At 40.1% G+C, this 12,546-nt stretch carries 11 protein-coding genes and 1 pseudogene; 11 read left to right on the top strand and 1 reads right to left on the bottom strand.

Annotation, left to right across the window (positions count from 1 at the left end; all coding sequences use genetic code 11):
* Positions 1-44 precede the first annotated feature (44 nt).
* From AC1DIV_RS00615 to AC1DIV_RS00655, 9 genes and pseudogenes are all read left to right on the top strand, one after another.
* Positions 45-356, top strand: a complete 312-nt coding sequence (locus AC1DIV_RS00615; protein WP_034312618.1) for a hypothetical protein — start codon at positions 45-47, stop codon at positions 354-356.
* Positions 343-630, top strand: coding sequence for a hypothetical protein (locus AC1DIV_RS00620; protein ID WP_249593811.1), 288 nt, complete (start codon positions 343-345; stop codon positions 628-630). The genes AC1DIV_RS00615 and AC1DIV_RS00620 overlap by 14 nt, the downstream gene beginning before the upstream one ends.
* Positions 623-2,128 carry an MFS transporter gene (locus AC1DIV_RS00625; RefSeq protein WP_323598059.1) on the top strand — a complete coding sequence of 502 codons (1,506 nt, stop codon included), beginning with the start codon at positions 623-625 and terminating at the stop codon, positions 2,126-2,128. The genes AC1DIV_RS00620 and AC1DIV_RS00625 overlap by 8 nt, the downstream gene beginning before the upstream one ends.
* 197 nt (positions 2,129-2,325) lie before the next feature.
* Positions 2,326-2,976 (top strand): sensor histidine kinase, encoded by a 651-nt coding sequence (locus AC1DIV_RS00630; RefSeq protein WP_340876190.1) that lies wholly within the window; start codon positions 2,326-2,328, stop codon positions 2,974-2,976.
* 89 nt (positions 2,977-3,065) lie between these two features.
* Entirely contained in the window at positions 3,066-3,719 is a 654-nt protein-coding gene (locus AC1DIV_RS00635) for a response regulator transcription factor (RefSeq protein WP_283778898.1), read from the top strand.
* Positions 3,709-4,170, top strand: a complete 462-nt coding sequence (locus AC1DIV_RS00640) for a GAF domain-containing protein (protein WP_340876191.1) — start codon at positions 3,709-3,711, stop codon at positions 4,168-4,170. The genes AC1DIV_RS00635 and AC1DIV_RS00640 overlap by 11 nt, the downstream gene beginning before the upstream one ends.
* 21 nt (positions 4,171-4,191) lie before the next feature.
* Positions 4,192-5,919 (top strand): sensor histidine kinase, encoded by a 1,728-nt coding sequence (locus AC1DIV_RS00645; protein ID WP_340876192.1) that lies wholly within the window; start codon positions 4,192-4,194, stop codon positions 5,917-5,919.
* Between the two features lie 245 nt (positions 5,920-6,164).
* Complete coding sequence (locus AC1DIV_RS00650; protein WP_340876193.1) at positions 6,165-6,920, top strand: IclR family transcriptional regulator; 756 nt, start codon at positions 6,165-6,167, stop codon at positions 6,918-6,920.
* Positions 6,921-7,315: 395 nt separating this feature from the next.
* Positions 7,316-8,131: pseudogene (locus AC1DIV_RS00655) on the top strand (transposase); the annotation flags it as partial.
* Positions 8,132-8,311: 180 nt separating this feature from the next.
* On the opposite strand, the gene AC1DIV_RS00660 reads toward AC1DIV_RS00655, so the two are convergent.
* A complete protein-coding gene (locus AC1DIV_RS00660) occupies positions 8,312-9,334 on the bottom strand; it encodes a hypothetical protein (RefSeq protein WP_340876194.1) in 1,023 nt (340 codons plus the stop codon).
* Between the two features lie 632 nt (positions 9,335-9,966).
* Here AC1DIV_RS00660 and AC1DIV_RS00665 point away from each other — a divergent pair.
* Together AC1DIV_RS00665 and AC1DIV_RS00670 are read left to right on the top strand one after the other, a co-directional pair.
* Positions 9,967-11,247 carry an MFS transporter gene (locus AC1DIV_RS00665; RefSeq protein ID WP_340876196.1) on the top strand — a complete coding sequence of 427 codons (1,281 nt, stop codon included), beginning with the start codon at positions 9,967-9,969 and terminating at the stop codon, positions 11,245-11,247.
* Positions 11,248-11,611: 364 nt separating this feature from the next.
* Positions 11,612-12,400, top strand: a complete 789-nt coding sequence (locus AC1DIV_RS00670) for an SDR family NAD(P)-dependent oxidoreductase (RefSeq protein WP_244889683.1) — start codon at positions 11,612-11,614, stop codon at positions 12,398-12,400.
* Positions 12,401-12,546 lie beyond the last annotated feature (146 nt).

Genomic DNA, 12,546 nt, shown 5'->3' on the forward strand with positions numbered 1-12,546 from the left:
TTATTTACTTATAAAAAAACGAAAAACGAAAAGGCGTGAATCAAATGAACAGTGAAACATACTTTGATTTTTGTTTTGTAAAAGAAGCATCTGGAAATTTTGCTGCTGAAATCGATAAGCTCCTTTCAGACCTTTTTAAAGATGTCCGTCTTAACTGGTATTTAGATGAAAAGTCAATAGATGGGGCCGATATTGTAGTTGCCGAAGTAAAGGGAATGAGCAATTGGGAGTCTGTAGTGGAAACAATTGAATTTATCGAGAATCATGCAGAAGATACATTCTGGGAATATTTGCAGGGTTTTCAAATGAATGTATACAGTGCAAAGAGAGGGTGCAATACATGTGGAACACATTAATTTGGAAGGTTTACAATCATTAGTCTCGGAAAAAGCCAGAGTGGCAATCTTGGATGATGATGGGCAGGATAAAGCGCTTTTTGTTACTAAAACGATAGATAAGGTGGAGATTTGTCCTGACATGACCCATCTACGCATTTATTTTGATCACCTGAATTTTTTCGCTGTTCCCCTGACATGCAATATGGTACGAAACAAAAATGAGTGGTCAGCTTTTGACGCAAACACGGGTTTACAATATGTAATTAGAAGAGAGAGTGATCAGAATGATTAAGAAAATACAGCTTCCATTACAGACTTTAAACTTAGTAGTCGGATTTATGGTATGGGTATTAATTTCTTCCCTGATGCCCTTTATTAAAGAAGATATTGCTATACCGGAGAGTCAGCTTGCCCTGGTGACAGCCGTTCCGGTCATTTTGGGATCTGTACTTCGTATCCCCCTTGGCTTTTACGCCAATCAGTTCGGAGCCAGGAAAATTTTCCTGATTAGCTTTATGTTACTATTGTTCCCTGTTTATTATATCAGCATTGCCGATTCCCTTGTCGATTTGTTGATTGGAGGACTTTTCCTTGGTATTGGAGGAGCCGTATTCTCAGTTGGTGTAACCTCTTTACCTAAGTATTATCCAAAGGAACGTCATGGTTTTATAAACGGAATTTACGGTGCTGGAAACCTTGGTACGGCAGTATCGGCTTTTGCAGCACCCGTTGTAGCTGAGAATTTTGGCTGGTCAACAACTGTACAGCTTTACCTTGTGATTTTGGGGGTCTTTATCGCAGGTAACTTTCTGTTAGGGGATAAAAAAGAGCTGAAAGTAAAAACACCGCTATTAGAACAAGTGAAGAGTGTCTACAAAAATGAAAAACTATGGCTGCTAAGTTTATTTTACTTTATAACATTCGGTTCTTTTGTTGCATTTACTATCTATCTGCCAAATTTTCTTGTAGCTAACTTTGGATTGGATAAGGTTGATGCCGGTTTAAGGACAGCGGGCTTTATTGTACTTGCTACCCTTATGAGACCAATTGGCGGATGGCTTGCAGATCGTTTTCATTCTCTCATTCTGCTCATGTTCGTTTTTGGAGTGTATACAGTTTCAGCGATGATCCTATCCTTTGCTCCATCAATTGGCTGGTACACTATTGGCTGTTTGAGTATTGCCCTATGTGCCGGAATGGGAAATGGTGTTATTTTTAAACTGGTGCCGATGTATTTCCAAAAGCAGGCTGGTATTGTGAATGGGATCGTTTCCGCTATGGGCGGTTTGGGAGGGTTTTTTCCGCCATTAATTTTATCCTTGTTATTCAATATCACAGGACATTATGCAATCGGGTTCATGGCGTTGTCAGAAGTTGCCCTTGCAAGTTTGATTTTAGTTGTTTGGATGTATTTCCAAGGCAAAATGGGGCTTGCCAAAGAAGTGATCGATCATACAATAGAAGGGATTCTAATTACCGATACCACCGGTAAGATCATTTCAGTAAACCCGTCGTTTTGCAGTATTACGGGTTATCAGGAAAATGAAGTAATTGGTAAGAACCCTAGTATACTTAAGTCGGGTAAACAGTCTCGAACTTTTTATGAGGATTTGTGGGAATCCATTGAGATAAATGGATTTTGGCAGGGTGAAATCTGGAATAGCCGAAAGGATGGGCAGCAATATCTGCAATGGCTGACCATAAGTTCGATAAAGAATGATGCGGGGGATGTCGTTCAATATGCAGGTATGTTTAGTGACATTTCAAGTCATAGAGTGAAGAAAGCATAAAATGGACTGCGCGCATGAAATGATTGGATTTGAAGGCTGAATTGAGATTTCAAAAACAAGAAGTTCTAATGCTAGGTTTCTGGTGGGAAAGAAGGTATACGTCAGTTTTCTCACCACTTTGCCGAAAGTGTAATTGGGGGAGCATGCCGCACTTTGAATGGCCAATAATCAGCGACAATTGAAGAAGGAGGGTGGGAATGAATACTAAGCCACTTAAAAACAACATCAGTTCTTATATCATACAAACACATGAAGAAGAGATTAAAAGAATTGCGATGGAGCTTCATGAAGGTGTGGGGCAGTCCCTTTCCAGTCTCTTTTCCGGAATGCAGCTCATTGAAACGGCAATCGAACAGCCTGCCATGAAAATCTATGCAGGTGATATGAAACAGCTATTGGAGAAGGCAATTCAAGAAATCAGGCTTTTGGCTGTAGAATTGCATCCTCCTACCCTTACGACTTTTGGGCTTATTTCAGCTATTAAAAGCTACATAAAAATATACACCTCAACCTATGGAATTGAGGTTGAGATGGAGAATCTGGGAATTGAATCGCAAATCTCTGATAGAGATAGCATTACACTTTTCAGGGTCTGCCAAGAAGCATTGGTGAATATAGCAAGGTATGCTGATACAACAAAAGCAAGCATACTATTCAAATGGGAAAAAAGCATGTTATTAATTATGATAAAAGATTCAGGGAAAGGATTTGAGGTTGAAGCTGCCATGAATAAGCTGAGCGGGCTTGCTGCCATGTGTGAAAGAATGCATTTGATTGGCGGGAATTGTACCATTTTTTCAAAAATAGATCATGGGACTTCTATAGAGATTTCTCTGCCATTATATTAAAATGCTAAACAAGGGGCTTGCGAATTGTGCAATCCCCCTTGTTGTTTCATATAACGATACAAACAAGAACAATGCTAGGGGGAGCTGCTTTGATAAAAATTTTGCTTTGCGATGATCACGCCGTTGTAAGAATGGGCTTAAAGATGCTACTAAATAATCATCCTGATATGGAAGTCATAGGGGAAGCTTCAGAGGGGAATGAAGGTATACAACGAGCACTAGAGCTTCAGCCTAATGTGGTAGTCATGGATTTAAGCATGCCACATGGGAAAGATGGCTTATCGGCTACTTCCGAACTGAAGAAACTAATGCCTGAGGTAGCCATATTAATACTTACCATGCATGATGATGATGAATATTTGTTCAGAACCATTCAAGCCGGGGCTTCAGGCTGTATTTTAAAAAGTGCTCCCCATGAAGAACTATTGGTGGCCATCCGATCTTTATCAAACGGAGATGCTTACCTTCATCCATCTGCAACAAAAAGGGTAATGGAAGAATATTTAGGCAGTGTGAAGCAGGGAACCGCTGATTCTATCAATCTGTTGTCTGACCGTGAAAAAGAGGTGCTTACATTGATTGCGAAAGGGTTTTCCAATAAAGAAATTGCCGGACAGCTTGTCATAAGCGTGAAAACGGTTGAAAGCCATAAAGGAAACCTAATGGAAAAGCTCAAGATGAAAACAAGGCATGAACTTGTTGCATTCGCTTTAAAAAAGGGGTTATTAGGGTATGGAATTTAACTTGGACAGTAAATCGAAAGAGGATCAACCATTTAAAAAAGCGTGTGAACATGTATTAGAAGAAATGAACGGTGATTTTGTAGGCCTTGCCTTACAAAACAGAGAAGGTCCTGACATATGCTGGCATTATGCAGCCGGAAACAGAAATGATAAGTACAAAAGGATAACTGTTCGATATGGAAAAGGAATAGCAGGCAGGGTCATATCAACGGGGGCGCCGATGAAAATTGAAGGTTTCCCCAATAATATCCATGGCAAAGCTTTAGATTATCCCATCATGCTTGCGGAAAATCTCAGTTGCGCCTTCGCAGTTCCGATTCAATTTAAAGGTGTTCCCAAAGGGGTATTATTAGTAGGTAAACGAACAGCTCAGCCTATTTCTGAAAGCGACCAGCATAAGATCCTTGATGCAGCGAAAAAATTGGAAAAGGAATTGAACAGCTCAATTTAATGGCAACAAGGAGGATTATGTATGGACTTGAATAAACATTTGGAAATGGAAAAAGGGGTTACACCTGGAACTAGCGATGCGACAATCCTTGTCAATGAATCTGGAGTCATCTCTTTTGCGAATCAACAGGTATATGAAAACTTTGGTTATGAACATCATGAATTGAACGGGGAAAAGCTTCTTAAACTTATACCAGGGGCAAACCTGCAGCACAGCGGGGAAGGGGAGATTATCCACCAGTTGGGGATCCACCGGGATGGTCATGCTTTTTCGCTTTTTTTCAGGGTGAACTCCTTTCAGCTTGCGAAAGAGCTTTATTACTTAATTGTAGTCCATAAAGTGAAAGACCAATCACGGATTAACCAGCAGCAATCCTATCCGATCAATGAACTGGTTGATTTAATTTACGCACTTGATGAATCAACGATTGTTGCATTTACGGATGAAAAGGGCAAGATAATAAACTTTAATAAGAAATTTTGTGAGGTATCCAAATATTCGGCAACAGAGCTTATCGGGAAGGACCACCGAATTATCAATTCAGGTTATCATTCAAAGGAATTTATGCAAGAGCTTTGGAGGACAATTTCATCAGGAAGCGTTTGGCGGGGTGAAATCAAGAACAAAGCGAAGGATGGAACTTATTATTGGGTCGATACCACAATTGTCCCTTTCTTAAATGAAAAAGGGAACCCTTATAAATACCTGGCAATTCGCAAGGAAATTACCGAATATAAACGAGTTTTAGAGGAATTGGGGAAATTCGTAAATAAAATGGCCGATTTCCAATTTGCTTTGGATGCTTCCTCGATTGTAGCAATAACAGATCAAAGCGGGACGATCAAATATGTCAATGATCAATTTTGCAGGATTTCAAAGTTTTCAAAAGAAGAGCTGATCGGACAGGATCATCGAATTATTAACTCGGGATTTCACTCGAAAGAATTTTTCAACAATCTTTGGAAAACAATATCATCAGGGGAAGTATGGAAAGGCGAGGTTAAAAATAAGGCCAAGGATAATACTTATTATTGGGTGGATACGACAATCGTTCCATTTCTTGATGATTTTCAGAAACCTTACCAATATTTAGCGATTCGTTATGAAGTGACCCAGCGTAAGCTTGCGGAAGAAGAGATTCAGAAAATGACCGGGAAAATCATTGATGTGCAGGAAGAAGAAAGAAAACGCATTTCCCGAGAGCTTCATGATGATATCGGACAAAACTTATACAGCCACCTCATAACGATTAACAGACTGCAGACAGAAATGGATCATCCCTTGTTAGATCAAATGCAAGATGAAGCGACCGAAATTATCGAATCACTCCGGCATCTATCCTGGGAATTAAGGCCATCGGTACTTGATGATCTTGGACTGTTCCCTGCCATACGCTCTTTAGTGGGGCAATTTTTAGAGCATCATCATATCAAGGTCCATTTTGAATGCTATTTGAATTGCCGTTTGAATGCAAACAAAGAAATTACCATTTACCGTATTATTCAAGAGGCATTAACAAATATTAGGAAGTATGCTGAAACCGAAGAAGCTACAGTAACGATCCAGGAAATAGAGGAAGAAGTTCGTGTAGAAATAGAAGATAAAGGAAAGGGCTTTGATATCGAAAAAGTTACCCGTGGAGTTGGCTTATTCAGTATGGAGGAAAGAGCCAGAGTTTGCGGCGGAAACCTTATCCTTCATTCTCGTGAAGGGAAAGGGACAAAAGTAATATTGAAAATGCCTTTGTAGTGGATGGATGATCAAGTAACTTTATCCTTAAACGCTTCAGCATTTGACATTATTACTCGTTCTATGGGCTTGCGGGATGATAAAATGATTCGATTAATTTTAAAAAATGCCGGTAAATCAAATGAGAATACAGACAGAGCATTTCGAAAAACAATCAATACGGTTATTTTCATTACATCCTTTCTTCCATGTTTTATAATAGAATGATAGTTAAGGAAAACATGTATCATGAAAGGAGACATTGTATGCAGGCACATAACAAAACGGTCGTGAAATCCATGCAAATCCTAACCCTTTTCATAAATCATCCAAAACTGACCTTTAATGAAATGATGGAACTATCCAATTTGCCGAAAACGTCGTTACACCGTATGGTGGGATCTTTGGAGGAAATGGGGTTTTTAACAAAGGACGATGATGGGCACTATTCACTTGGATTGATATTCCTGCAGTTTGGTCAACTGGTAGGGGAGCGTTTGGATATCAGGTCAATCGCCTATCCGATCATGAGAGACCTACGGGATGAAGTTGAAGAAGCAGTGAATTTAATTGTGAGGGATAAGGATGAAGCGATGTATATTGAAAAGGTGGACACCCTGCATCCTGTTCGACTTTATACATCCATTGGAAGGCGTTCGCCATTGTACGCTGGCGATTCTCGAATCATCCTGGCATTTTTGCCACAAGAAGAGCGTGAAAATTATTTGGAAAACATCCAATTAAAACCAATCGCCATGGGAACGATTACGGATAAAACTAAACTCCGTCATGCAATGGATGAAGCGAGATCGAATGGTTACACGATAACTTCATCAGAACTTGAGGATTATACGAAAGCGGTGAGTGCACCGATACTCAATGGTAAAGGTGAAATAGTAGCTGGTATTAGTGTCGCTGGGATTGAAGCAAGATTTCAGGAAGATCGCTTGCCTGAATTGATTGACAAAGTAACGAAAGCTGCCAAAGCCATTTCCGTGAAACTTGGTTCTCAAACACATTAATGAAAATAGAAAAGTCATTTCATTTTCGGAATATATTTTTCTGAAATAAGATAACTTACATAAGATAGTCGATTCTTGCATAGGGAGTAAAGCCACCGCTTATGGTGGTTTTTTGTCATGTTTGCATGCCCAGCTGAACCAAAACGAAAAGGTGAACCATTCCGGGTTCAACTTTCAGACTGTAGACAAACTCGATGAAAATCGAGTTTGTCTACTTTTATGGCTTGTACAATTTGGACGTTGATTGGAACGTAGGGCACTCGCTTTCCGCGGGCGGTCGGGGAGCCTCCTCGGCTTTCGCCTGCGGGGTCTCCCCTAGACGCGCTTTTCCCGCAGGAGTCTCGTACCTTCCGTTCCAATCAACTTTGTCTTACCTTTTAGATAAAATCAAACAAGATCGTGAAAACCATGGAAAAAAGCCTTTTCCACCAGATAAATTTGATAAAGAAGAGACCAAAGAGATTAAAGAAAGTATAACGGATTCTGAGAGTTGCAACTATGTGAAAGATGAACGAACAAAACAGTTTGCCTATTCATTCCACGCGGCAGCAGACCGCAACGGTTTTGTATTGGGAACGATTGTAACACCTGGAAATACACATGACAGTCAGATCTTAGAGCCACTAGTTGAACAAGTGATTGAGAAAGTTGGAAAACCGGAAGCCGTTGCCGCAGATGGAGCTTATAAAACACCAGCGATTACAAGCTACCTATTTAACAAAGAAATCATACCGGCTTTACCTTATACATGTCCTCGCACCAAAGAAGGATTTTTCCGCAAACAGGACTATGTATTCGATGAACATTTTGATTGTTACCTTTGCCCTTCGGGCGAAACTTTAAAGTACTCAACAACTAATAAAGAGGGCTATCGCGAGTACAAATCGCCAAAACAAATTTGTACAACATGCTCATTTTTATCTCGGTGTACAGAAAGCAAAGACTGTCAAAAAGTGGTGACCCGGCATATCTGGCAAACACATGTGGAAGAAGCAGATCATCTGCGTTATCATCAAGATGTAAAACCTATATATGCAAAACGTAAAGAAACGATTGAGCGTGTATTCGCAGATGCAAAAGAAAAGCATGGTATGCGTTGGACWACTTTAAGGGGACTTAAAAAATTGTCRATGCAGGCGATGCTTACTTTCGCTGCCATTAATTTAAAGAAGATGGCCAATTGGACATGGCGAGGTCCAAAAATGGCCTAACATGTGGGCTCGTAGAGYCSCAATCTCTTAACTTTAGGCTAAAATTCAAAGGGAATTTCAAAAGGGGTTCAGAATTTTTTAATTCCGAACCCCTTTTGTCTACAAACTGAAAGGTGAACCATTAGGGGTTCGCCTTTTCCTATATCGTAATACTTTATCGCAAAATTGTTAGTCACCCACTTAAATACGCACAAAGTGTGATTGATTTATATTTCTTGGCACCCCGATGTCAGCCATTGTAAGTAAACCTGGTTTACGGAGGGCATCAATTTGCTTAGCGGTATTGATGATCATTGCTGCGGTTGCAGTATCTCCAAAAATGCCGTTTGGAACAATCAACCTTTGGGTTTCGTTCCCCTCAATAACGATTTCATCTTCCTGTTTAATACCTGCAGACATCGTTAAATCCAAGGAAATTTCCTTTCCGTCCACAGTCTTGCCTGTGGAAATTTGATGAAGCCCCATAACATCCCCTCGTTTTAAGGTAGTTAGCGGAACGGTCATATTTTCGCTTGCAATCGTTGGTTTAATTGTATTGATAACATTTGAAAGTTTCCAATTCAGCCCGTAAGCGATTAACCTTACAGACTCCTCAAGACCTACATGCCCAATTTCATTCCGTTGGGCCAATAATTCAAACTCTTCTCTGGTCATCCCGATTCCGACCTTTTTTTGTAAAGGGAGGCGCCTTTTCGAAACATCAACTTTACGAATGACCTTAATTTGGTTAACAGTGGTCAATACTGTTGTAAAAGAAATGGCCATAGTATCCATGATGTACCCTGGATTGATTCCGGTCCCGATGACACTAAGTCCTTTTGCTTTAGCATAATCATCTATTTCCTTTGAAAGTAAAGGGTAGCGATGCCAAGGGAAGGAAAGCTGTTCACAGGTGGATACAACTGAAAAGCCGTGATCTAGCAGCTCTTTGATTTGAGGCCATACTAGTTGTGCATTGGAACCGGTTGCATGTAGGGCGATAGGGTGGTCAGCTTCAGTATGTACTTCCTGGATATGTGGAACTACACATTTGTTCGTTTCCTTTTCATTGATCAGGAAGCCAATTTCCTTCCCTACCTTATCGGGATCAATATCGACAACACCGATAATCGATTGAGGATTCGTTTGATAAGCACTGCGTAGAATTTCAATTCCGATGGGACCGAGCCCGAATACTGCGAATTCAGAATATTGGATAGTCATTTATCTCTCATCCTTTCAAATAACTTATAACAAAATGCTAACATTGAGTGATAAATAATAAAAATAGTTAATTTTTATATATTTATAAAGAATCGTTATAAAAGGAAAGACGGCAACCGAATGAGCGGAAGAAGAATCATTCTTCAATTTTGAGTTTACCTATCTAAGGAATCGTTGGTTGGCGTCACGAATTGTATGCCTTTTTCATCTTCTACTTGAACGGAACTAGACTTAGCAGTGCTTCAGTCTCATGATGGACATTTTTATTGCTGCAGATAATGATGTTTCAAATAATTATGGAGTTATTACGAGGATTTGCAGAAACGTTATCCGGTTTTATGTGATAGATGGGCAAGGTATTGTTTCGGGTTGTTTTCATCGAAACAATACCTTATTTAGTTTTGTATATAAAACTACTTTTTCTGTTGGAAAAATATTATTCTGAATATTATTGACTATTACGAAAATTCAATATAACATTAAATATTGGTAACAATGTTTTTTATATGAAACAAGAGTTGCTGTTATCTTTTGAAAGGGGGAGTTGGTGAAGTTTGATAGCATGATAGTCATTTTCGTATCGAAAATCATGAAAGCGCATTCAAATGAGCCTATTATAAGGGGGAAATAACATGTTACAAGGTCAAAAAAGATGGTTGTACATTGCGATTCCTATTTTTTTCTTCTGGTTTTTCGGTCAGATTGATAAAGTAGGTATCTCTGTTATCCAAACCGATCCGGGATTTTTAAGTGATCTTGGTCTGACTGGTCCGGATAAAAATGCGAAAATTGGCTTGATCTCCTTTATATTCATGATTTCATACTCCTGTTCCAACATTTTTTGGGGAGTTATTATCGACAAGTTAGGGGCGCGGAAAACAGCAGTTTTAGGTTTACTGGTATGGACTGCGACAATGGTCATGGGAGGACTGTCCACTTCATACGAAATGTTTTTAATTAGTAGGGTCATCCTCGGAATCGGGGAAGGCATGATGATCCCGATATCGGGTAAATTCATATCGAATTGGTTTAATAAAAGGGAGCTTGGCAGGGCACAGTCATTCTGGATTACTGGAAACTATCTTGGCCCGGCAGTGGGTACCGTTATGCTGATCCTCATTATTTCAACATTTCATTGGCAGGCCGCGTTCTTTGCTCTCGCCGCCTTTAACTTGTTTATAAATATTCCAATGTTCTTGTATTTGGCTCGTAATACGCCAGAAGAACATCCACGCATGAGTAAAGAGGAAGTCTCCTATATTCGCCAAAAGGACGAAGCGCATGATGTGCAGTTGAAGCAATTCTTCGCAAAGGATTATCGTTATTGGATTGTCTGGTTTGGCAATTTGATGTCGTCCTTTCTTTTCTTTGGAATCAGTATTTGGCTTCCTACCTATCTCGTGGAGGCCAAAGGCTTTGAAAGAGATGCAATGACTGGGATTACCTCATTATCATGGCTATTCGCGCTAGGATTTGTCCTGGCTGGCGGATTTCTGGCGGACAAAACGAAACGCCCGAGTTTGCTTGCGACGATTCTTTTCATACTAACAGCTGTATTTTTGACAATTGCTGTCCTTGCACCTAGTCCTATTATGGCCGGGGTTTCAATGGGGCTCGCCATGGGAACTCAGGGAGGAATGTTTCATCTGACCAATTTCTTCATCATCAAATTTTCAACACCTGAAACAGCGGGACGTGCTGCCGGTTTAATGGGATTCACGAATATTATGGGTGGATTTTCAAGTTATATCATGGGGTGGAGCCGCGATATGTCTGGCGGTGATTTTGGTCCCTCCATTGCCATGCTGATTGTAGCAGCCACCCTGGGGTTTGTCGCGTACTTATTTATGATTAAACAAGAAGTTGCCGAAAATCACCTAAGTAATACGACAGGAAACAAAGTAACTTTATAGAGAGCAAAAAAGGTACTTATCATACATTTTTTAGAAAGTGTTTCTTAGTAAGAAGGGACGCTAGATTCTTACTGAGAACCACAATAAATCTTGAATAACTCATTGACGTGTACACAGGAATAAGAATGACCACAGCTTGATATAGAACAAGGCACGTATTCCCGAACGATGGTTTCAGTTTTTTTACAGCTTACATTGACAATGAAGCGATTACATTTTAGAATTGTTTATATAAAAAAACATAGTTTTATATATGAAACGTTTATTGGGGTTATGTCCTCGCTACAAGACCGTATACTTGAATTGAACCGATCTTTGGATAACCGTTCATCATGTTTGAGAGATATTAGAAGGGGTGGAGACAATGGGCATGGCCTTAAAAGATAAAGTCGTTTTGATTACAGGGGGAGCTTCTGGAATAGGAGAAGCTGTCACGCGTCGTTTTATACAAGAAGGAGCAAAAGTGAGCATTATCGGCCGCTCTAAAGAGACATTAGCGAAAATGAAAGGAGAATTTGGTGAAAATATCCTTACTTATCAGGGAGATGTAAGCAAATACGAAGACAATGAGCAAGCGGTCCAAGCTACTGTTGAGCAATTCGGAAAGTTAGATGTCTTCGTTGCGAATGCAGGCGTGTTCGATGGATTTGCCAAATTTGCCGATGTGACTCCCGAGGCGCTTTCCGAAGCGTATGATTTTCTATTCAATATTAACGTAAAAGGCTCTTTTTTCGGAGCTAAAGCTGCTCTTGAAGAACTGAAAAAAACAAATGGCAATATTATTTTTACCGTGTCCGGTGCAAGTTTTTATCCAGATGGCGGCGGTGTTTGGTATACAGCGAGCAAACACGCCCAAATTGGATTGATGCGCCAGCTTGCGTTCGAACTATCGCCTTCCATCCGGGTAAATGCCGTAGCCCCAGGGGGTACATTGACAGCACTCACGGTGATTCCACCGCTGCGTCCATTTGTGAAAATCGTAGATAATGATACGAAAGCAAGCAGCATTAAAAAACGGAATATTCTTCAACTTGCCCAGATGCCGGAAGATCACGTTGCGGCATATGTACTGTTAGCTTCTGACGAATCACGAGCAATCACCGGTGAAGTCATTTCCAGCGACGGCGGATTGTCAGTGCGGGGCCTTGGCTAAGCTGGCAAGGTATTTGAATACGTTAGCTAAATTGTAAGTCGGGAAAGAAAGCACTTTCTTTATAGGGTTTTCAAGCAAAATATAAAAATAGTAAATCATTCTCTAATTTAAGAAAGTTATATCAAGTTTGGGGGCTTTAAGAGTTA

It is taken from the genome of Peribacillus sp. 05N428 (assembly GCF_056397085.1).